This window comes from Longivirga aurantiaca (assembly GCF_042660085.1).
Taxonomy (GTDB): Bacteria; Actinomycetota; Actinomycetes; order S36-B12; family CAIYMF01; genus Longivirga; species Longivirga aurantiaca.
On sequence record NZ_JBHSTI010000008.1, the window covers coordinates 1,239,871 to 1,259,818 of the forward strand.

At 73.0% G+C, this 19,948-nt stretch carries 20 protein-coding genes; 4 read left to right on the forward strand and 16 right to left on the reverse strand.

Annotated features, from left to right (window positions below; all coding sequences use genetic code 11):
- Positions 1-12: 12 nt before the first annotated feature.
- The 10 genes from ACFQGU_RS09720 to ACFQGU_RS09765 form a co-directional block, all read right to left on the reverse strand.
- Positions 13-771: a DUF6390 family protein gene (locus tag ACFQGU_RS09720; RefSeq protein WP_386766116.1), complete on the reverse strand. Its 759-nt coding sequence runs from the start codon at positions 769-771 to the stop codon at positions 13-15.
- A complete protein-coding gene (locus tag ACFQGU_RS09725) occupies positions 768-1,688 on the reverse strand; it encodes a DMT family transporter (protein WP_386766118.1) in 921 nt (306 codons plus the stop codon). Before ACFQGU_RS09725 ends, ACFQGU_RS09720 begins: the two co-directional genes overlap by 4 nt.
- Positions 1,685-1,906, reverse strand: a complete 222-nt coding sequence (locus ACFQGU_RS09730) for a HypC/HybG/HupF family hydrogenase formation chaperone (protein ID WP_386766121.1) — start codon at positions 1,904-1,906, stop codon at positions 1,685-1,687. The genes ACFQGU_RS09725 and ACFQGU_RS09730 overlap by 4 nt, the downstream gene beginning before the upstream one ends.
- The gene (locus ACFQGU_RS09735; RefSeq protein ID WP_386766123.1) at positions 1,906-2,364 is read right to left on the reverse strand and encodes a hydrogenase maturation protease; all 459 of its coding nucleotides are present in this window, start codon (positions 2,362-2,364) and stop codon (positions 1,906-1,908) included. The genes ACFQGU_RS09730 and ACFQGU_RS09735 overlap by 1 nt, the downstream gene beginning before the upstream one ends.
- Positions 2,361-3,668 (reverse strand): Ni/Fe hydrogenase subunit alpha, encoded by a 1,308-nt coding sequence (locus ACFQGU_RS09740; RefSeq protein WP_386766125.1) that lies wholly within the window; start codon positions 3,666-3,668, stop codon positions 2,361-2,363. The genes ACFQGU_RS09735 and ACFQGU_RS09740 overlap by 4 nt, the downstream gene beginning before the upstream one ends.
- Positions 3,665-4,462, reverse strand: coding sequence for an NADH-quinone oxidoreductase subunit B family protein (locus tag ACFQGU_RS09745; RefSeq protein ID WP_386766127.1), 798 nt, complete (start codon positions 4,460-4,462; stop codon positions 3,665-3,667). Before ACFQGU_RS09745 ends, ACFQGU_RS09740 begins: the two co-directional genes overlap by 4 nt.
- Position 4,463: 1 nt before the next feature.
- The gene (locus tag ACFQGU_RS09750; protein WP_386766129.1) at positions 4,464-5,270 is read right to left on the reverse strand and encodes an FAD/NAD(P)-binding protein; all 807 of its coding nucleotides are present in this window, start codon (positions 5,268-5,270) and stop codon (positions 4,464-4,466) included.
- 40 nt (positions 5,271-5,310) lie between these two features.
- The gene (locus ACFQGU_RS09755; RefSeq protein ID WP_386766131.1) at positions 5,311-5,784 is read right to left on the reverse strand and encodes a cyclic nucleotide-binding domain-containing protein; all 474 of its coding nucleotides are present in this window, start codon (positions 5,782-5,784) and stop codon (positions 5,311-5,313) included.
- Between the two features lies 1 nt (position 5,785).
- Entirely contained in the window at positions 5,786-6,958 is a 1,173-nt protein-coding gene (locus ACFQGU_RS09760) for a 4Fe-4S dicluster domain-containing protein (RefSeq protein WP_386766133.1), read from the reverse strand.
- Between the two features lie 204 nt (positions 6,959-7,162).
- Positions 7,163-7,726 (reverse strand): hypothetical protein, encoded by a 564-nt coding sequence (locus tag ACFQGU_RS09765; protein WP_386766135.1) that lies wholly within the window; start codon positions 7,724-7,726, stop codon positions 7,163-7,165.
- A gap of 115 nt (positions 7,727-7,841) precedes the next feature.
- On the opposite strand from ACFQGU_RS09765, the gene ACFQGU_RS09770 reads away from it, so the two are divergent.
- Positions 7,842-9,116 (forward strand): wax ester/triacylglycerol synthase domain-containing protein, encoded by a 1,275-nt coding sequence (locus ACFQGU_RS09770; protein WP_386766137.1) that lies wholly within the window; start codon positions 7,842-7,844, stop codon positions 9,114-9,116.
- Positions 9,117-9,434: 318 nt separating this feature from the next.
- On the forward strand, positions 9,435-10,220 hold the full coding sequence (locus ACFQGU_RS09775) for an LLM class F420-dependent oxidoreductase (protein WP_386766139.1): 786 nt from the start codon (positions 9,435-9,437) through the stop codon (positions 10,218-10,220).
- A gap of 127 nt (positions 10,221-10,347) precedes the next feature.
- On the opposite strand, the gene ACFQGU_RS09780 is transcribed toward ACFQGU_RS09775, so the two are convergent.
- The 3 genes from ACFQGU_RS09780 to ACFQGU_RS09790 all read right to left on the reverse strand — a co-directional run bounded on the left by ACFQGU_RS09780 (position 10,348) and on the right by ACFQGU_RS09790 (position 12,970).
- Positions 10,348-10,965, reverse strand: a complete 618-nt coding sequence (locus ACFQGU_RS09780; protein WP_386766141.1) for a DUF2510 domain-containing protein — start codon at positions 10,963-10,965, stop codon at positions 10,348-10,350.
- Positions 10,966-11,153: 188 nt separating this feature from the next.
- On the reverse strand, positions 11,154-12,137 hold the full coding sequence (locus ACFQGU_RS09785; RefSeq protein WP_386766143.1) for a DUF2510 domain-containing protein: 984 nt from the start codon (positions 12,135-12,137) through the stop codon (positions 11,154-11,156).
- A 323-nt stretch (positions 12,138-12,460) separates the two neighbouring features.
- Complete coding sequence (locus tag ACFQGU_RS09790) at positions 12,461-12,970, reverse strand: DUF3224 domain-containing protein (protein ID WP_386766145.1); 510 nt, start codon at positions 12,968-12,970, stop codon at positions 12,461-12,463.
- A gap of 299 nt (positions 12,971-13,269) precedes the next feature.
- On the opposite strand from ACFQGU_RS09790, the gene ACFQGU_RS09795 reads away from it, so the two are divergent.
- Positions 13,270-16,041 (forward strand): AAA family ATPase, encoded by a 2,772-nt coding sequence (locus ACFQGU_RS09795; protein ID WP_386766146.1) that lies wholly within the window; start codon positions 13,270-13,272, stop codon positions 16,039-16,041.
- Between the two features lie 47 nt (positions 16,042-16,088).
- On the opposite strand, the gene ACFQGU_RS09800 is transcribed toward ACFQGU_RS09795, so the two are convergent.
- Positions 16,089-16,739 (reverse strand): hypothetical protein, encoded by a 651-nt coding sequence (locus ACFQGU_RS09800; protein WP_386766148.1) that lies wholly within the window; start codon positions 16,737-16,739, stop codon positions 16,089-16,091.
- 90 nt (positions 16,740-16,829) lie between these two features.
- On the opposite strand from ACFQGU_RS09800, the gene ACFQGU_RS09805 reads away from it, so the two are divergent.
- A complete protein-coding gene (locus ACFQGU_RS09805) occupies positions 16,830-17,222 on the forward strand; it encodes a hypothetical protein (protein ID WP_386766150.1) in 393 nt (130 codons plus the stop codon).
- A gap of 299 nt (positions 17,223-17,521) precedes the next feature.
- On the opposite strand, the gene ACFQGU_RS09810 is transcribed toward ACFQGU_RS09805, so the two are convergent.
- Positions 17,522-17,719, reverse strand: a complete 198-nt coding sequence (locus ACFQGU_RS09810) for a hypothetical protein (protein ID WP_386766152.1) — start codon at positions 17,717-17,719, stop codon at positions 17,522-17,524.
- A gap of 21 nt (positions 17,720-17,740) precedes the next feature.
- Positions 17,741-19,900 carry an aryl-sulfate sulfotransferase gene (locus ACFQGU_RS09815; protein WP_386766154.1) on the reverse strand — a complete coding sequence of 720 codons (2,160 nt, stop codon included), beginning with the start codon at positions 19,898-19,900 and terminating at the stop codon, positions 17,741-17,743.
- Between the last annotated feature and the right edge of the window lie 48 nt (positions 19,901-19,948).

A 19,948-nucleotide genomic window follows, 5' to 3' on the forward strand; every position in this document is an offset into this window, starting at 1 on the left:
CGTGCGCATCCCTCAGGCGAGCACGGACGAGACCGCGCGGTTCGCGACCGACAGGCTCGTCCACGTCCGCAGCCGCAGCTGCCCGACCTGCGCGTCGTCGATCCGGTCGCACACCCAGTCCCAGTGCAGGGAGCACCAGTCGCCGACGGCGAGGGGACGGGCGAGCGCGGCCCCGTCGAGGGAGGTGATCACCCGCTCGACGCGCTCCGGCCCGAGCGCGAGCCGGCGACCGTCCCACACCAGCGGCTGGGACGTCACGTCGGCGCAGCCGACGCCGAGAGCCTCGACGCGTCCCCAACGGATGCGGCACCGGTCCAGCACGCGGAGCGGCGCGTCGACGACGCCCGTCCTGAGCAGCCCCACGAAGGGGTAGACGCCCAGGACGTGGAAGCTGTGGTGCGGCTGCGCACCCCGGATCGCGGCGTCGGCCAGGGGCGACCAGGCACGGCCGAGGCGAGGGCGGAAGCGCTCCTCGAGCGAGCCGGCCATGAGGTGGAGAGGCACGTGGTCCAGCAGGCTGTTGCCGATCCAGTACGCCTCCACCACATCGGCGTCGCACGGGTCTGCGATCCCGTTGGCGTGAGCGATGAGCTCGAGGTACGGCCAGGCGCCCTCGAACGTGCGCAGCGTGGCGCGCAGGTCGCCGTCGACGGCGCCCGCGGCCGTGCGCCCCAGGAGCGCGGCGGGGTCGTCGGCACCGCAGTAGCCCAGCTCGTTCGGCGGGTACGCGTACCGCGCGAACAGCAGCTCTCCGGGCACCCGACCGGTCACACGGCCACCTCGCGCGTCCGCTGCCGCGCGGGCGCCCACATCAGGGCGCCCCCGGCCAGCACGAGCAGCAGCCATCCCGTCTGCGGTGCGAGCGGGACGCCCTGGACGGCGGTGGCGAGCACGGCGGTTATCACCGCGCCGACGACGAGGATCGCCGTCACATCGACGGCCTGCGCGCGCGCCAGTGCGGCGAACCAGGTGGAGACGTAGCCGGCGAGGATCGCACCGGTGAGCAGGACCCAGCCCCACTGCGACGCCGACCACGACAGCACGGCGCCGAGCTCGCCCCGTGCGACGGACCACAGGATCAGCACGACGCTGCCGAGGCCCATCCGCGCGAGAGCGACAGTCCACGACGACAGGTCGGCCAGGAGCCGCTTGGCGAGCACGACCTCCACCGCCCAGAGCAGGGTCGCGCCGAGCACGAGCGCCTGGCCGGTGCCCACCAGGGCGGAGACGCCCCCGGCGAGACCCACCTGGCCCACGACGAGCAGCACGATGGCCAGCAGGTGCCAGACGCCGAGCCGCTCGCCCAGGATCGGGACGGCGAGCAGCGCCACCCAGATCAGCAGCGTCTTGTGGAGGAAGGCGGAGTTCGTGGAGGACGCCCGTGCCAGTCCTTCGAAGAAGAGCACGAAGGCGACCGCGCCGCCCAGGACGCCCACGGCGGCCAGTCCCCACCACTGGGCCGCGCTCGTGGGCCGGGTGAGCGGCAGCCGTCCGCGGCGTCCGGCCGCGGCCCCGATCGTCGCGGCCAGGGCGAGCAGCACGACCAGCGACACGCCGTTCTTCGCCGTGGTGTACAGGGTCGCGTCGCCGACGGCCTTGACGCCGTACCCGTTGAGGAAGACGGCGAAGCCGCTGATCACGGCGGTGGCGAGGGCGAGGAGCAGCCCGGTGCTGCGGCGTTCGGTCATGACGGCACCTCCGAGTCGCGGAGGCGGAGCGCCTCGTGCGCCTCGGACTCCGTGAGCCGCGCGAGCGCGAGCCCGCAATGGACGAGCAACCAGTCGCCGGTGGCGACCGGGTCGGTCAGCGTCAGCAGCGAGACCGACGTCTCGCGCTCCCCGCTACGGACGAGCACGGCGCCGTCGGCGGGGGGAGCCGCCACCTGGCACAGGGTCCCGAGGCACATCACCGACCACCGCCCCCGAGCGCATCGAGCGCAACTCGCGCAGCGTCGTCGGCTGCGCCCAGGACCGCGCTGGAGAGCCCGGCCCCGGCTGCCATGTCCTGCGCCTCGACGCCCACGATGACGAGCCGCGCGGGCAGCGTGCCCAGCGCCCGCGACAGCTCCACGGCGGCGGCGAGGCCGAGGGCATGGGTGCCGCCGGCGGACCAGCCGTCGCCGGGCAGGCGGTCGACCGCCACATCGAAGCACGCCACCGTGCCCGGCGATCCGTGCGAGACCATCGCGTCGACCACGACGGCGGACTCGGCACCCGCCCACAGGTCGAGGAGCCCGGTCGGGTCGTCGGTCTCGGCCACCTCGACGCCGTCGAGGCCCTGCGCTGCGATCCGCCGGGCGACCTCGACGCCGATCGCGTCGTCGCCGCGGGCGGCGTTGCCCAGGCCGATGATCAGGCCGGTCACGACTCCTCCACGGTGAGGTCGAGGAAGTGGGTGGCGCAGGAGATGCAGGGGTCGTAGTTGCGGATCGCCTGCTCGCAGCGGTGGGCCAGGTCGTGCTGCGAGAGATGCAGGTGCTGCTGGGCGAACCGGCGCAGGTCCTCCTCCATGCTGACCAGGTTCTGCGACGTCGGGGGCACGATCACGGCGTCGAGGATGGTGCCGTCGGCCGCGAGCTCGTACCGGTGGAACAGGATCCCCCGAGGGGCCTCCGTCGCGCCGTGGCCCACCCCCGCCCGCGGCGGCACGTCGACGTGGGCGGCGGGAGAGCCTTCCCAGCCGTCGATGATCCGCAGGGCCTCCTCGAGCGCCTCGACGAGCTCCACGGCCCGCACGATGATCGAGCGGAACGGGTTGCGGCACTCCGGCCCGAGGCCCGCGGCGGACGCGGCCTCCCGCGCGACCCTGCCGAGACGATCGTGGTTGAGGGTGTAGCGGGCGAGCGGTCCGACGACGTAGCTGGTCCGGCCGTCGAGCCTCGCGTGCAGGGCGTTCGAGCGCTCGACGTGCTCCTCGACCGCCGTCCCGGCGAACTCGGCGATGCCCATGGTGCGCCCACTGCTCGTGACGACCGAGCCGCCCTCGAGCGGGTAGCCGTGCGGGGAGCGCAGCGCGACGTACTCCTGGTCCTGCTCGAAGTCCGGGAACTCGAACCCGGCCACCCAGGCCACCGTGGCGAGCGCGTCGTCTCGGGCGCGCACGAGCTGCGGTCGCAGCGCACGCAGCTCGTCCCTGCCGGGCATCCGGTAGAAGCCGCCGACGCGCACGTTCACGGGGTGGACCGCGCGGCCGCCCACGAGAGCCATGAGCGCGTTGCCGGCCTTCTTCAGCGACAGGCCCCGCTCGACCAGGGCGCGATGGTCGGCCGCCATCTCGACCGCGCCGTCGTAGCCCAGGAAGTCCGGCGCGTGCAGGAGGTAGATGTGCAGGGCGTGGCTCTCGATCCACTCGCCGCAGTAGAGCAGCCGTCGCATGACGCGGATCTCGTCCGGGACCACGACGCCGCAGGCGTCCTCGATCGCCAGGCAGGAGCTCATCTGATATGCCACGGGGCAGATCCCGCAGATGCGGGCGGTGATGTCCGGGGGCTCGGTCCAGGCCCGCCCCCGCAGGAACCCTTCGAAGAACCGAGGGGGCTCGAAGATGCGCAGCTCGACGTCCAGGACGGCGCCGTCGCTCACGACGACGCGCATCGCGCCCTCGCCCTCCACGCGGGCGAGCGGATCCGCGTGCAGGACGTGGTCGCCCGAGGTCAGCTTGTGCGTCATGAGGGCACCGCCGTCCGATCCGCATCGTGCCGCCGGCTCTCGGCCTCGAACTCAGGAGCCCCCGACGCGAAGGTGCGGAAGACCCTGACCACGTCGCGCTCGGGCATCCCCAGCTCGACGAGCCGAGCCGCCAGCGGAGCCGTGTTGGCCGATTCCTGCGGGCCGAAGCATCCGTAGCAGCCGCGGAGGTACGCCGGGCAGAGCGCACCGCAGCCGGCCCGGGTCACCGGCCCCAGGCACGGGGTCCCGTGGGCCACGGCCACGCAGACGGCCCCTCGACGCTTGCACTCCACGCACACGCTGTGGGCGGCCGGGCGAGGGACCCTGCCCTGCACGAGCGCGGTCAGCACCTCGAGGAGCTGGTGGCGGTCCACCGGGCACCCGTGCAGCTCGAAGTCCACCGGGACGTGGTCGGCGATGGGGGTCGAGCGCTCGAGGGTGTCGATGTACTCGGGGTGCGCGTACACGATGGAGCGGTACTCGCGCACGTCCGCGAAGTTGCGCAGCGCCTGGATGCCGCCGCTCGTCGCGCAGGCGCCGAGGGTCACCAGCACGCGCGAGGCCTGCCGGATCTCCTGGATCCGCAGCGCATCCGACGGGGTGGTGACGGAGCCCTCGACCAGCGACACGTCGTACGGGCCGGCCACGGTGCCGCGCGTGGCCTCGGGGAAGTACGCGATCCGGACCGCCCCGGCGAGGGGGAGCAGCTCGTCCTCGCAGTTGAGGATCGTGAGCTGGCATCCATCGCACGACGCGAACTTCCACACGGCGAGGGTCGGAGCGTCGACCGGCATCTCACACCTCCCTGATCGCGATGAGGGGTGCGACGGCCGAGTAGGGCAGCACCGGGCCGTCGGTGCACACGAACAGCCCGCGCAGCTGGCAGTGACCGCACAGGCCCACGCCGCACTTCATGTTGCGCTCCATCGACACGCGGATGCGGTCGGGCGCGACGCCGAGGTCGACGAGCGACCGCGACACGTAGCGGATCATCACCTCGGGGCCGCAGACGAGCGCGAGCGTGGACGCCGGGTCCACCGGCGCACCGGCCAACAGCGACGTCACGAGGCCGACGCGGCCGGGCCAGTCGGGCGTGCCGTGGTCGACGATGGACTGGACGTCCACGCCCCGGGACGACCACGCCTCGAGCTCGTCGGGGTAGAGCCGGTCGGTCGGGCTGCGTGCGCCGTACAGCACCACGGCGGAGCGGTAGTCGTCGCGGTGCGCGAGCAGGTCGAGCACCGCCGGCCGCAGTGGCGCGAGCCCGATGCCGCCGGCCACGACGAGTACGTCCCCGCCCCGGCCGTCCCCGACCCGCCACCCGGTGCCGTAGGGGCCGCGCACCTCGAGCACGTCGCCGACCTGCGCCTGAAGCAGCAGGTGGGTGGCCCCGCCGACGTCGCGCACCGTGTGCACCAGGAGGGGGGAGGCGGGGTCGCCGCTGATCGAGATGGGCACCTCGCCCGTGCCCAACCTGCCCAGCATCGTGAACTGGCCGGGCGTGAACAGGAGCGGGCGGCCGTCGAGCGGCTCGAGCACGTAGGTCGCGGTGTCGGAGGTGTCCTGACGGCGCTGGCGCACGACGAACCGGCGCGGCTGCATGGGATCCGGGCCTCGAGCCGCGCGCGAGGCCTGAGCGGCATCAGCGACGGGAGGCATCGGGTGTCCCGTACAGGTCGAGCAGCCGGACCCGGGCGGCCTGCAGCCGCGTGTGCAGCACCTGGGCGACGCGCAGCGTGAGCTCGTAGCCCAGGCGCGGATCCTCGTCGCAGGACCGCCGCAGGCAGGCGCCGTCGAACACCACGACCCCCGTGGGTGTCACCGCGCGCGCGTCGAACTGCCAGCGGTGCGGAGGGACGAGCCACGACGAGCCGAGCACCTCGCCCTCCTCGACGGTCTCGACGACGACGGTGGCGCCAGCGGGCCGATGCGCCTCGATGGCCACGCGCCCATGGCGCACGACGTAGAACGTGGTTGCGGCGTCGTCCTCGCGGAAGAGGTACTCGCCCGGGGCGAAGCGCCGGTTGGCCGCGCAGCCGGCCATGAGGGCGAGCGTCGCGTCGTCGAGGCCGACGAAGAACGGGTGCTCGGTGAGCAGCTGGTCGATGCCGCGCATGTCACTCCTCCGGATCGGGGTCGTCGACGCCGGGCGTCGCACGGATGGCAGCGACTTCCGCCGTGATGTCGATGGCCGCGGGGCACCAGGTGATGCAGCGACCGCACCCGACGCAGCCCGACGATCCGAACTGGTCCCACCAGGCGGCAAGCTTGTGCGTGGCCCACTGGCGGTAGCGGGACTTCGTCGACTCGCGGACGTTGCCGGATTCGAGGTGGGTGAACTCGCCGGTGAAGCACGAGTCCCACACCCGCCAGCGCTCGCTGGAGCCGTCGACCAGCGAGGTGGAGTCGGTCACGGTGGTGCAGAAGCAGGTGGGGCAGACGAGCGTGCAGTTGCCGCAGGCGAAGCAGCGCTGCGCGACGTCCTCCCACCTGCTGTGGTCGGCGTTGGCGTAGAGGAGATCGCGCAGATCTGTCGTGTCGAGCTGCCTCCCCATCCGGGCGACGGCCTGGTCGACCACGGCGGCTGCGGCCGCGGCATCGGTGGCGGAGGCCTCGTTGGCGGGGCAGCGCTCGAGCAGCTCGGCGCCCCGGGCCGTGCCGACCCGCACCAGGAAGCGGTGGCCCGAGGCGTCGTCGATCTCGGTCAGCGCCAGGTCGAAGCCGGAGTCCGGGTCGGGCCCGGTCCCCATCGAGCTGCAGAAGCACGTCCCGCCCGGGTCCGAGCACGTCACTGCGACGACCAGGATCTGCTCCCGGCGCGCCGCGTAGTGGACGTCGACGGCGCTCCTGCCGAGTAGCACGGCGTCGTGCAACCCGATGGCGTGCAGGTCGCACGAGCGGACACCGACGAGGGCCAGCCGCGGCGCATCGATCACCGGCTGCGGCTCCGCTGCCCCGCCATCGTGTCCGGCCTGGGCGGCGTCCCCGGCGTCGGTCGAGCGGCGCAGGAGCTCGCGGGACGGGTAGAGCCACGGCTTCCACGACTGCGGTCCGACGGCGTAGCCGAAGACCGCGTCGTCGTCGCGGCGGGCGAGACGGTAGTGCGCCGGCTGCTGGTCGTCGGTGGTGCCGCGGGGCAGGTCGTCCAGGGAGCTGATCGGCGCGTGCACCACGACGTCGTCCACCAGCCGTGGGCCCAGAACCGTCCAGCCGTCAGCGCGCAGGAGGTCGATGAGGGTCGCCAGCCCCCCCAGGTCGATCGTCATCGTCATCGTCGTCGGGGTCGTCATGACGCCTCCGCAGTACGTACACCCAGCGTAGGCGTCGAGCGGCTCGAAGACGGGTCGAGAGACGGGATGTGACGACGCTCGCTCCCGTGCGGCAGCCGCCCTCCGGCAGCGTGGCGGAGCGCCTGCGGCCTCATCGTGCCCGCGACCGCGAGCTCACCGCCGTCCACGGCGCTCGCACGGTTGCCGACTCTGACCTGGGTCGGCTCAGCTGACGGGCAGGTCGCCCCGTGCGGCAGCGGTGCCGCCGGTCGGCGAGCCGTCCGATCCGCTGGGGGTGCCGGCCTCGCTGCGCCGCAGCGGCCGGAGCACCAGGACCAGCACCACGACGAGGATCACGATGTCGAGTGCGATCGCCACGGCCGGTACCGGGATCAGCCACGCACCGCCCGCGAACCACAGCGCGTTGGCCACGAAGGCTGCCAGAGCCCACGGGCGATGCGTCGTCGGCGGCTGCTCGAGACGCGCGGAGCGCCAGGCGAGGCCGCCGAGCACCGTGCCCGCGACCAGGCCGAGGGCGACGGGCCCGATCGTGACGAGCGAGAGCCAGTTCTCCACGTCGTCCGGGACGTTCGACGAGGTGTAGCCGAGCGCCGACTGGATGGCGAGGCCCATGATCAACCCGGCGCTCAGCAATGCCGGCTGCAGGCACCACAGCGCCCAGGACATCCGCAGCTTCCAGGCGCGGGGCCGACCGGGCGGCGTAGCCGAGAGCAGGATGATGAGGGCGACGGTGAGCGACCCGAGTGCGATGGTGATGACGTACAACATGACGACCTCCTAGGCCGACGAATCCATCGTCCCACTCACCCGATCCGGAGGCTCGCCCGCGCGCCTCGCGATACGCGTGCCGTCAGACTGGTGGGACAACGGTCGGCGGGCGGTGATGACGGTGGGACGGCTCTCGGCGTTCGACGCGGGTCTCCTCGCCCTCGAGACCGACGAGGCCCCGCTCCACATCGGTGCGCTCCTGATCCTGGACGGGCCCGCGCCCGATGCCGACCTGGTGCGCGCCGAGCTCGCGCATCGTGCCGCTGCGCTCAGGGAGTGCCGCCAACGGGTCCACCGGCGCCCGGGCGATCTGCGTCGGCCCGTCTGGCGCGATGCCCCCGACGTAGTGCCCGAGGCGCAGCTGCATGCCGCCTCGCTCGAGCCTCCCGGCGACCGCGCCGCCCTGTGCAGGCTCGTGGCCCAGCTCATGCGCGTGCGGCTCGACACGTCCGGGCCGCTCTGGCAGGTATGGCGGATCGACGGGCTCGAGGACGGCAGCTGGGCCCTGCTGGTCACGGCGCACCACACCCTGATCGACGGGGTGTCGGGTGCCGGTCTCCTGACCGCCCTGCTGTCCTCGACGGACGGGAACGTACGCCGCGTCGGGTCGCGGGTGGCGCCACCCGCGGAGCCGGGTCTGCGCGAGCGGGTCCGTCGGATCCGCCAGGGCGTCCGCACCGTCGCCGTCCCGGACCTTCCGCCGAGCTTGCTCAACGGAGCGCTCGGGCGGCACCGGACCTGGGGCTGGTTCACCGCGGACCTGGCCGACCTGCGGCGGGTCGCGGAGCGCTCCGACTGCACCATCAACGACGTCTACCTCGCGGCCCTGTCCGGCGGCCTGCGCACCGTGCTCGGCAACCGCGCGGCGCTCGGCACGGAGACCCGCGTGCGGGTCCTGGTGCCCGTGTCGACGCGTCGAGGCCCGTCCGACATCCGCCCGGGCACCATGAACGCGGCGTTCTTCGTCGAGCTCCCGGTGCATCGTCGGTCGGCGCAGGAGATGCTCCTCGACGTCGCCGATCAGACCTCGCGTGCCAAGACCGACGGAGTGGCGCTCGCCACCGAGCAGCTGCTGCGCGTCGGCGACCTGGTGCCGGCGCCGCTGCTGGACCGCGCGGCGAGGGCCTACGCGCGTCGCGGTCAGGCGCGGGTCAACCTCGTGGCGTCCGACGTGCGCGGCCCGCGGACGCCGCTCTCGCTCTGCGGACGGCAGGTCCGGGAGGTCGTGCCCTGCGTTCCCCTGGCGCTGGACGTGCGAGCGACCAGCGCCCTGATGTCCTACGCGGGACGCGCGTCGCTGTCGGTGACCGTGGACTCGGCCGTCGTGCCTGACGCCGGGCTGCTGGTGACTGCGGTCGCGGCGTCCTTGGGCGAGCTCGTCCAGGGATGACCGCGGGACGCGACCAGGAGAGCGGGTCGGGCGTGCTGCCGGTGACGTCGAGACCCCGCGCTCACCCGATCCGCGCCCGCGTGCGGTCGCGCGTGTGATGCGACCGATCTCCGCCCGGCGTCGACGCGCCGCCCGACCACGGCCATTCGTCGCGTGGCGGAGTCGTCCGGTCGGATCGTTCGCAGGTCCGGACCGACCGGCGGCCGAGAGCTCGCGGGGCTGGGCCGAGACCTGGTCGGGCGCTGCCAGCGGGACGCGGGTAGCGTCGAGAACGACATCCCGGCACCGCATCCCAGATCGACTCGCGAGGAGAGCTCCGTGACCCGTCCGGTCCGCATCGGCGTGCAGATCCAGCCGCAGCACGCCGAGTACGCCGAGATCCGTCGCGCCGTCGCCGCTGCGGAGGAGGCCGGTGTCGACGTCGTGTTCAACTGGGACCACTTCTTCCCGCTGTACGGCGAGCGCGACGGCGAGCACTTCGAGTGCTGGACGATGCTGGGCGCCTGGGCCGAGGCGACGTCGCGGGTCGAGATCGGCGCGCTGGTCACCTGCAACTCGTACCGCAACCCCGAGCTGCTCGCCGACATGGCGCGCACCGTCGACCACATCAGCGGCGGCCGCCTCATCCTCGGCATCGGTGCGGGCTGGTTCGAGCGCGACTACGACGAGTACGGCTACGACTTCGGCACCGCGGGAAGCCGCCTCGCCGACCTCGAGCAGGCGCTGCCGCGGATCGAGAAGCGGTGGTCGGCGCTGAACCCCGCGCCGCTGCGCGACATCCCCGTGCTCATCGGTGGCGGCGGCGAGAAGAAGACGTTGCGCTACACCGCCCGGCACGCCGACATCTGGCACGGCTTCGGCGACCTGGGCACGGTCGTCCGCAAGTCCGCCATCCTCGACGAGTGGTGCCGCACGGAGGGTCGCGACCCGTCCGAGGTCGAGCGCTCGGTGGGCGTCGAGGGTGACCCGGGCACGAAGGGCCAGCCGCTGCTCGACGCCGGCGTCACCCTCTTCACGATCGGCCTGGGTGGGCCGTCGTACGACCTGGCCCGGCTGACCGACTGGCTGGCCTGGCGTGACGAGGTGAACGCCGCCCGAGGCTAGCCCCGCCGACACCAGCGCCTTGGCCCGTGTCGGGGTGCATGTCGTGCGTGCCGCCGTGAGCGACACCCCGACGGTGCGGGGCGGTGCGGCACGCCAGGTCCACAGCGCGACGGCGCAGCGGCTGCGCCTAGCGGGGAGCGGTGTGCAGGGTCCAGCCCGCGCCGTCCCAGTAGCGCAGCTGCTGGGAGTCGGCGGGGTCGACGTACCACAGCGGGGGAGCGGCCGGGGGTGCTGCCCGGTCGAGGTCGTCCCGTGTGGGTCCGGTGCGGCCGGACGAGGGCAATCCCGGCGCGCCGAGGAGGTCGCGACGGAAGCGGGCGTCGATCCCGGCGAAGACCGAGGTGGCCTCGACGAACACGACGACCCGCAGCGTCCGGCCGTCCAGCAGCGGAGCCCAGCGCTCGACATCGCGGTCGGAGAGCCGCCCGACGTCCAGGCGGCTCTCGGTGGCGTCGGTGTCATCGGCCGTGAGGATGCCGACCCGCCACCGCCCGTCGACGGGTGAGAGGACGCCCCACCGTGCGCCGTGCAGGAACCCACCCGACTCGGTCAGGCCGAGATGCCGGGCCAGTGCGGCCGGCGACCGCGCGAGGTCCACCAACGTGAGGGAGACGACGTCGAGCGAGGCGACGGGGAGATCGAGCTCGCCGCCGGTCGCGTCGAGGACAGCGCCGTCGGCAGACGTGAAGTCCACACGGACGGCGTCGTCGACAGCGACGACGGAGAGAGCATCGAACTCGGGCATGGGTGGAGTGTAGGCAGGGCGCCGTGAGCGAACCGAGAGGTAGCGGTGAACTCGCACCGATCGGGTGGCGGTCACCCCACTGTTCGGCTCAGGCTGCCCACGGACAGCGACACCAGCTTCACAGAGCGCAGTCTGCACAACGCTGCGCGCGACTCCTCGGCGAGGTCTCCGGTGCCAGATCGGTGCGCTCACACCTCGTCGTGCCGGGCGGCCGGACGGGGTGCCGCATCGATGGACCACCGCGTGCCATCCCACCAGCGGAGCTCGTCCGCGTCGAACGGGTCGACGTACCAGCCGGCTGAAACCCCGGGAGGCGCGAGGAGCGCCGGATCGGTCGCGACCGGCGAAAGCTCGGGTTCGACCACCGAGGCCGGCGCCTCCTCCATCGCTCGCGCAGCCCAGGTCGCGGCGGCGACCTCGTCCGCGGCGGCCCACGCGGGCTCGGGCTCCGGCTCCGGCTCGGCCTCGACCACAGCCACGATCTCGGGCTCGGGCTCGGGCTCGGAGGTCCACGCGGGCTCGGAGGTCCACGCGGGCTCGGGCTCGACCACAGCCACGATCTCGGGCTCGGCGGTCCACACGGGCTCGGGCTCGGCCACCGCCACGATCTCGGGCTCGGTGCTCCACGCGGGCTCGGGCTCGGCGGCGGAGTCGGCCACCGCAGCGGCGGTGGCAGCGGCGGCCGTCGCGGCCGCCCAGGTCGGGGTGTCGCTCTCGGACGGGTCCGCGACCGGTGCGGTCGGGGCGGGGGGCTCTGCGGGGTGGGGCAGCGCGATCGTGGGCGGATCCGCGGGCACCGACCGGTAGCGCACCTCGAGCGCGAAGCTGCCGGGCGTCGCCTCGACCAGCACGGACACGCGCGCGGCGCGGCCGGCCCACAGCTGGAGGAACCTGCGGGCGTCGCCGTCGACGATCCGACCGACCCGCACCCCGGGTCCTTCGAGATCGGCCGGGGTCCGACCCATGACGACCACGGCCGCGCCGTCGCCCTCCGGCACGAGGAGCCCCCAGCAGAAGCCGTGGCGAAAGCTGCCGCGCCACGGGATGTCGAGGGCGTCGGCCAGGACATCGACCGTCTCGACCAGGTCGATAACAGGGGCATGCACAGCGCGGGGGTCGCGGACGTCGAGCGTGAGCGCGCCGCCAGTGGCATCCGGCGCCGCCGCGAACACGGGTCCGTAGCCTCGGTCACCGTCGCTCACCAGCGCTCACCCCCTCTCGTCCCGTGGCGCAGCCTAGTGCGAGCCCGTGCGCGGCGGCGGCGCACTCTGCAGGCTCGAGGCCCGGCGGAGTGATCCCGTGCCGGGCCACCGGGGCGCGGTCCCGGTTCCTCCGCGACCAGCTCGGGACTCCGCTGGCGGGCCGTGAGCAGGTGCGCGATGGGCCGCCGCGCATCGTGCGTCGGACGACCACTCACACCAGTCGACAGTGCGTCGAGCCCGTCGCGCAGACAGAGGTCTCCGCGACGGGCTCGACGCCTGATGGTGTTGGAGCGTCAGGGCATGGACAGCGTTCCGGCGTAGGTGCCCGAGGGGCCGTTGGGGCCGGCGACGGTCCCGGTCCCCAGCACCATGCCGGTCAGACCCGCGAGGCCGCCGGTCGCCGACACGACCACGTTCTTGGAGTGCACGATGCCGTCCCTGCCGGTGTGCCCCTGCTCGAGGAGCGTCATGGTCCCCGCGACCCCGTTCACGGTGCCCACGAAGACGTCGGTGTACTGGTAGCTGGCCGTTCCGAGGAACGGGTCGCCGTCGCCGATGGGTCGCAGCACGAGTCGGCCCGTGAGGGTCGAGGTGCCCTCGAACGTTCCGGTCCAGACGACGGTCGCCGTGAGCCCGTCGAGGATGAGGTGGTCGCTGGCGGTGCGAGGCACCGGGATGCTCGCGTCGACGAACTGGTACGTGCCGGAGACGGTCGTGCGGGTCGATGCCTGTGCCGGCGACATGGGGGCGACGGCGAGGGCGACGAGCCCGGTCAGGGCGAGGGCGGAGAGGGTGCGCTTCATGGGTCTGCCTTTGCTCGGGAGGGTGATGGGACCTGCTGCGCCAACAGTCCGCGAGAGCCGTCCATCGAGGTAGACAAGGAAACCCTTCATCAGACTCGACGTGGCCGCCCGTGAGCGACGGCAGTCCGAGACCCCAGATCGAGGGTTCTCCCGGTTACGACGGGGCGACGTCGCGAGCACCGTGGGGGCATCGGTCGGGAGGAGGCGACGATGACCACGTCGACACGCAGAGCGCGGAGCCCGACGCCGCAACGGCGTACCGCGACGGCAGGGTTCGTCGGGTGAGACACACTGGCGATATGACCGACCTGGTGAGCCGCGCCGCCGAGCTCGCCGCACTGGTGGGCGCGGTCGGCCGTGGGGGTCCGGAGGCGGTCAACGTCGTGGGCTCACCAGGGATGGGCAAGACGACCCTCGTCAACGCTCTGCTCGCGGCGGTCGACGGACCTCTCGTGCTTCGGGCGCGTCCGCTCGAGAGCGAGTCGTCCCTGGCGTTCAGCGGGCTCACGGCGATCCTCGCCGGCCTGCCGGAGAGCACGTTCGCGGAGCTCCCCGCGCCGCAGGCCTCGAGCCTGCGCGCTGCGCTGCTCCTCGAGGATGTGACGGGCGACGTCGACCCGCGAGCGGTCGCGGCCGGGCTGCGCGGGGTGCTGGTCAACCTCGCGGCACGACGGCCCGTGCTCCTCGTCGTCGACGACGCCCAGTGGCTGGACCCGTCCAGCGCCCACGCTCTCAGCCAGGCGCTCCACCGCATCGGCACGGCCAGGCTCGTGCTCGTGTGCGCCAGTCGACCGGGCGGCGACGCGATGGCCTGGTTGCCGGCGTCCGGGTTCGACCCCGTCGCGGAGGTACGGCTCGGCCCGCTGTCCGCCGACGACCTCATGCGGGTCGTCCAGAGCAACCTGGGGACCATCGTGGAGCTCGGCGACCTGCGAGGCATCGAGCGAGCCTCCGGCGGTAACCCGCTGCACGCACTGGAGCTCGCCCGTCACAGGCTCGACAGCGGCACCGGGGGCACGGTCGAGGAGCTCGTTCGCGAGAGGCTCACGGTGCTTCCCCGCGAGACACGCATCGCCCTGCTCACGTCGGCGCTGGCGAGCCACCCACACCTCGAGGTGGTGGCGCGCGCCCGCGGCTGCTCGCAGCTCGAGCTCGTGGCGGTGCTCGACCCGGCCGTGCGCGCCGGCCTCGTGAGGGTGACCGACCTCGTCCTGTTCGCCCACCCGCTGTACGCCGAGGCTGCGATCTCTGCTGGATCAGCCCCCGACAGGTCGGAGGCGCATCGTCGCCTCGCTGACGCCGAGCCGAGCGAGGAGGCACGCGTCCGGCACGCCGGCCTCGGGGTGGACGGGCCCGACGCGCGGCTGGCGGCCAGCCTGGCGACGACAGCCGCGCGTACCCGGGCACGCGGCGCCTGGGACGCCGCCGTCGAGCTGCTCACCCTCGCGGTGACCCGCACGCCCGTCGAGTCGCCCGATCGCGGCGACCGTGCGCTGCTCCTGGGGCGCTGGGCGTTCCAGAGCGGGCAGCCGTCGCTGGCTGAAGGCTGGTTCGTCGACGTGCGCGAGCACCACCCGGGGTCTTCGTCCTACTGGTCCGCCACGATGGGTCTCGCCCGGCTGTGCCTGCACGCCGCCCGCACAGCGGAGATGCACGCCCTCAACCGTGAGCTCCTGGCCGCCGACCTCGACCCTCTGCTCGCCGCCGAGGCGATGGTGCGCACGGTCAACGACGAGTTCGCCGACCGGCCGTCCGAGCGGATCGAGCGCATCGCCGCTGCCAACCGCGTGCTCTCTGCTGCGGGCGCGGGCGTCGACCCGGCGCTCCTCGTCGCGGGGCTCAGCCTCGAGATCCAGGCACGGATGACAGCCGGGCAGGCGACGGACGAGCTGATGGCGCGTGCGGTGGCGCTCGACGCGCAGCATCCGGCCGACGTCGCGCTCGACGCGCCGAGCCTCGAGCTGGCGCACCTCCTCATGATGGCCGACCGCTTCGACGAGGGCCGTGCGGTGTGCCTGTCGATGCTGACCCGCTGCCGCGCCATGGGTGATGACGTATCGCTCCCGACCGTCTACTCCCACCTGGCGCACCTCGAGCAGCGCGCCGGGCAGTGGGACGCCGCGCGCGCCGCGATCGTCGAGGGCGAACGCTGGGCCCGGGGGCACGGTCCGATCGTGACGTGGCAGCTGCGCGCGCAGTCAGCGCTCCTTGATGGGCTGCAGGGCAGCCACGACGAGGCGCTCTCGACCCTGCGGCAGGCATCCGAGCTGTTCGCCGGTCCGGAGTACTACCAGTTCGGAGCGATCATCAGCCACCTGCGCGGTCGGGTGCATGCGGCGTACAGCGAGCAGGAGCAGGCGTACGCCGCCTTCGCGACCGCGATCGAGCTGGCGGCGCAGGTCGGCTGGGACGACCCGGCGAACCTCGAGTCCGATGTCCCGTTCGCGGAGGCGGCCTCCGCACTCGGTCGGTTCGCGGAGGCCGAGCGACATCTCGATCGCACCGAGCAGCGCGCCCGCCAGCTGGGGCAGACCAACCAGCTGGCGGTGTGCCGCCGGGGGCGGATCGGGCTCCTGGCTGCGCGAGGAGACCTCGACGAGGCAGCCCTCCTCGTGCCCGAGATGCTCGCGGCCTACGACTCCGAGCCGGGGCAGCCGCTCGACCGAGCCCTCGCGCTTCTCGTGGCGGGCCGTCTGCTCCGCCGCACGCGGCAGAAGAGGCAGGCTCACGACTGCTTGACCGCTGGGCTCGACATCTTCGGGGAGCTCGGCTGCCCGGCGTACGTCGAGGTCGCCCGTTCCGAGCTGAACCGGGTCGGCCTGCGTCCCAGCCGACCTGAGGCCCTCACCCCCACCGAGCTCGAGGTGGCGCGGCTCGCGGCAGACGGCCTGCGCAACGTCGAGATCGCCACGACGGCCCACCTGAGCGTGAAGACCGTCGAGGCCGTCCTGTCCCGCGTCTATCGCAAGCTCGGCATCCGGTCGCGTGCTCAGCTCTCGCGGGCCCTTGCCTCGCTGCCGGAGCGGGCTGCGGCCTCGTCGCCGTCAGGACCGGCCGCACCGCCGACGTGAGGCAGCCCCCTGCGTCGCAGGGGGCTGCCTCACATCGAGGTCGTGCGTCAGGCGTTGGCCTTCGCCGAGAAGATCGGCGCGCCGATGACGCTGCGGAACAGCGTGGTGCCGAGCTCGGCGTCGAGCGCGCCGGCGGCCACCGCCGTGAGGCGGAGCTGGGCGCCCGTCACCTGGACGTCGGTCGCGTCGACCTTGGCGTTGGCGAGGTCGATGTCGAAGAGCGCGACGCGGGCGCCGTCCGGCACCCCGCCGGGGCCGTCGGTGACGGTGCCGATGAGCTGCGGGCTGGCGGTCTGGCCGACGGCGGTGCCGCCGTTGAGATCGATCGTGAAGTCCTTGACCACGATGCGCTTGGTGAACGAGCCGAGCTTCACGAAGGCGATGCCGCCCGAGTGGGTGATCTCGTTCGGCACGTTGCCCGCGAAGGTGCCGCCCTGCAGACCGGTGATCGGGAACGAGAACTTCAGGGCGAGCGGCGAGAAGCGCACGCCGTCGAGGCGACCGGGGGAGACGGCGTAGGGGAGGACGCCCGCCTTGACGATGGCCGGCGCGATGCCGGGGAGGGTGGTGACCGACGTGCGACCCGTGGTGGGGGACGCGATGTCGGTCACGGTCAGGGCGTTCGCCGAGGGGGCGGCTACCAGTGCGGTGGTGGCTGCGAAGCCGGCGGCGGCGATGACGGAGACGAGACGGCGCATGCGGAGGGTCCTCCAGGGTCGGATGGCCGCCCCGATGCGGCCATGTGCCCCTTCTTCTGGTGCGAGCGGCCTTCTGGATGCAGACAACGCATGCGGATCCCCGCGGACGCCGTTCTGGATGCACCCTCCGCCGACGGCACGACCGTCGTCGGCACGCTCGCGTCGTCCGAGGCGCTGACCTCGGGGGCAGCGGCCTGGACGAGCCGCGCGGCCATGCCGACCGGTCGTCGGGCGACGGCGGTCCAGGTGGTCAACCCTCGCGCGTACGTCATCGGCGGGGAGATCACCGGAACGGGTGGCGCGTTCACCAGGAACGAGTCGTACGACCCGGTCGCGGACGCCTTGCGTACTGAGGCAGCGCTCTCGCCGGGACGCCACGGAGCGACCTCGACCGTGATCGGTGGTCGCGTCTGTCTGGTCGGCGGCGGCACCGGAGGAACGTCACTCAGCACGCTCACGACCGTCTTCTCCCCGCCCGCCTGACCAACCGGTACCACGATGCTGCCCCGTCCCCGATCCGCTCGGGACGGGGCACCGTCGTCCTGCGGGGTGCGGACCGTGACTCGACCACTGCTACCAGCCGTCCCCGCCCGTGGGCCGTCACGAGGTCGTCGAGCTCGTCCAGCGGCGCGAGGTCGGGGGCTGTCCGGGCGCCTTACGGCCCCCCGGACGTGACGCGGTCACCGGGGGGAGACCGTCGACACCCAGGTCGACACCGGGCGGCCGTCGTACGGCGTGACGACGAAGCGCGCGTGCGGCTGCCCCGGGTCCCCGGCGAAGAATCAGCACCGGCGCTGGTCCTGCGGGCCGTGGACGATGGCGAACTGGCCGGGTCGGAACGGGACGGGCGATCCGGTCGCCACGACGAGGTCGAACACCGCCGGTCCCACCTCGGCGATGGAGAGGACCGTCCCGTGCTCGACCCGCACGGGGCGGAGCGGGTCGGGCTGGTCGGCCACCCTCAGCGGCTTGATCGTCACGTGGGTCGTCGCGGACGACCGTCAGCGGACGGCGGCCGCCTTGACGACGACGCTGTCGCGGACGGCCGGCCGCGCGAGCGACCCGGTCACGACCCAGACCTCGCGGGCGCTCCCCACCCGCACGGTGGTGCTGGCGACGGCGACGCGCACCTTCAGCAGCGCGCTGGCACCAGGGGCGAGCGCAGCGGTCCGGTACGTGCCGGCCGTCACCGCGGCTGTGACGTTGCGGTCGCCGTACCAGTAGCTGACGGCGAATCCGCCGCCGCTCGGGGTGCCGCGGACCGTCATGGTGTCGGTGCGCTTGCCGTCGTTGACGATGCGGACGTAGGCGCTGCCCGCCTTGGTCGACCAGCTGAGCGAGATCGGCATCGTCATGCGCGTGGTCGTGTAGCTGTCGACGCCGAGCCAGGCGCCGCCGCTGACCTTGCGCACCTGGGCGTCGGGCCGGTAGGCGGCCGTCACCGTGTAGTGCAGGGTCTTGGTGGTGACGTTGCCGTCGCCGTCGGTGGCACGCACCGTGAGGGTGCGGGCGCCCGCCGTCCGGGTGTCGAGCGCGGCTCCCGACGCGACCGGTGCGGTGCAGGTGCGCAGGCCGGACCCGCCGCGGTCGGAGCAGGTGTAGTCGACCTTGACCACGGCGTCCTGCAGGAAGGTGGACCCCTCGAGCCCCGACGTGAACGCGACGGTCGGGGGCGTCGCGTCCGGCACAGGTGCGAGAGCGGCGCGGTACGTGAACCACGTGGCGGTCGGGTCGCGCAGCTCCCAGAGCAGAGTGCCGGCAGCGTTGACCTCGCTCGCCGTGGCATCGGTCTCGGACGCCCAGCCGATGAGCGTGTTCCCGTTGCTGAGGCGCAGGGCCGAGCCGGCGAACAGCGCATAGCGATCGGCCACCTCGTAGTTCCAGGCGATCGTCGCCTCGCCGGTCGCCTCGTCGATCGCCCACTCGGTGATCCGCGTGGGGATGTGTGCCACCGGTGCACCGGTGGGATCGGCCGGGTCGGTGCAGAGCTTGTTGGCCGTCCACGCGCCGTTGTCGAAGAGCAGGATGTTGCCGTTGGGCAGCTCGTCCGCCGTGTGCTGCGCACACGGTCCGCCGTCCGGGTCGCCCGCCAGGTCGGTGAACGTGAAGTCGCTCAGCTTCCCGCCGAGCCGCCACACCACGTCGCCCACGCTGAAGCCGTCGTGCGCCGTGCGCGCGACCTTGAAGACCGAGCTGAGGTGCCGGAACGACATCAGGAGGTCGCCGTCGGCCATGACGTCGAACGAGTTGATGTGCGCGTAGTCGGTGGGGAACTGCGTGTTGGCTGCAACCGACTCGATTGCCGGGTTCACGTGGTCGGCGGAGTTCCACTCGAAGAGCACGTCGCCGTCGCTCGAGATGTGCTGCACCACGGAGTCGATGAGGCCGCTCACCGCGTTCGGCTCGTACGCCATGAGATAGCGGCTTCCGTCGGGCATGAGCAGCGAGTCGTGGCTGTCGGTGTCGACGAGGCCGACGGTTCGGTATCGGTTGACCTCGCGGAACTGGGAGTCGAGCTCGACCACGTCGGTGCCGGTGCGGCCTTCGCCGTTCGTCGTGCGGCTGACCGTCCAGCCGCCGCCGGGCTGCGCCTTGAGGTCCAGGGACTGCGTCGTCGTCTTCACGTACGACGGGACGCCGTTGCGGTCGACCGCAGCCTCGAAGAACGGCCCGGGCGTGAGCCACTTGCCCAGGGTGAGCAGCACGTCGCCGGTGGCGAGGGCCGTGCTCGGCGTGATGTCGATCCGCTCCAGCGCCGGGAACTGCGCGGGCAGGTAGACGAGGGAGTGGCGTGCGGTGCCGGCGGCGTCGACGAAGAAGACGGCGATCTCGGCGCCCTCGGTGAGCCCTGTGACGGTCGTGCTGGCGCCCGTGAGCTTGCGGCCGTTGACGTACACGCTGCCGGCGGGGTCGCTGGTCGAGGCCGCGACGACCACGGTGCCCGCGGTGTCGGCGGTAGTGGTGATGCCGTAGCGCGCGATGGCCGGATCGAACGCAGGGTAGGAGCCAACCCCGGTGCCGCTGACGGCGAGGGTGCGCACGGGCGTCGGATCGGCGGTGACGCCCACGGCTCCGGCGGTGCCGGTAGAGACCACCGCGGGGAGGGGGAGGGCGACGACTGCGGCGAGGAGGGCGGCGATGCGCTTCACGGCTCGGGACACGCGGGCAGCCTAAGTGCGTCCCGGCCCTGACGACGGCGTGTCACGCGA

What these genes read in the sequence shown, in the direction of transcription:
- ACFQGU_RS09725 (WP_386766118.1), bottom strand. Translation starts at nt 1,688, where the DNA reads ATGACCGAACGCCGCAGCACCGGGCTGCTCCTCGCCCTCGCCACCGCC.
- ACFQGU_RS09730 (WP_386766121.1), bottom strand. Translation starts at nt 1,906, where the DNA reads ATGTGCCTCGGGACCCTGTGCCAGGTGGCGGCTCCCCCCGCCGACGGC.
- ACFQGU_RS09740 (WP_386766125.1), bottom strand. Translation starts at nt 3,668, where the DNA reads ATGACGCACAAGCTGACCTCGGGCGACCACGTCCTGCACGCGGATCCG.
- ACFQGU_RS09745 (WP_386766127.1), bottom strand. Translation starts at nt 4,462, where the DNA reads ATGCCGGTCGACGCTCCGACCCTCGCCGTGTGGAAGTTCGCGTCGTGC.
- ACFQGU_RS09750 (WP_386766129.1), bottom strand. Translation starts at nt 5,270, where the DNA reads ATGCAGCCGCGCCGGTTCGTCGTGCGCCAGCGCCGTCAGGACACCTCC.
- ACFQGU_RS09755 (WP_386766131.1), bottom strand. Translation starts at nt 5,784, where the DNA reads ATGCGCGGCATCGACCAGCTGCTCACCGAGCACCCGTTCTTCGTCGGC.
- ACFQGU_RS09760 (WP_386766133.1), bottom strand. Translation starts at nt 6,958, where the DNA reads ATGACGACCCCGACGACGATGACGATGACGATCGACCTGGGGGGGCTG.
- ACFQGU_RS09765 (WP_386766135.1), bottom strand. Translation starts at nt 7,726, where the DNA reads ATGTTGTACGTCATCACCATCGCACTCGGGTCGCTCACCGTCGCCCTC.
- ACFQGU_RS09770 (WP_386766137.1), top strand. Translation starts at nt 7,842, where the DNA reads ATGACGGTGGGACGGCTCTCGGCGTTCGACGCGGGTCTCCTCGCCCTC.
- ACFQGU_RS09780 (WP_386766141.1), bottom strand. Translation starts at nt 10,965, where the DNA reads ATGCCCGAGTTCGATGCTCTCTCCGTCGTCGCTGTCGACGACGCCGTC.
- ACFQGU_RS09790 (WP_386766145.1), bottom strand. Translation starts at nt 12,970, where the DNA reads ATGAAGCGCACCCTCTCCGCCCTCGCCCTGACCGGGCTCGTCGCCCTC.
- ACFQGU_RS09795 (WP_386766146.1), top strand. Translation starts at nt 13,270, where the DNA reads ATGACCGACCTGGTGAGCCGCGCCGCCGAGCTCGCCGCACTGGTGGGC.
- ACFQGU_RS09800 (WP_386766148.1), bottom strand. Translation starts at nt 16,739, where the DNA reads ATGCGCCGTCTCGTCTCCGTCATCGCCGCCGCCGGCTTCGCAGCCACC.
- ACFQGU_RS09805 (WP_386766150.1), top strand. Translation starts at nt 16,830, where the DNA reads ATGCGGATCCCCGCGGACGCCGTTCTGGATGCACCCTCCGCCGACGGC.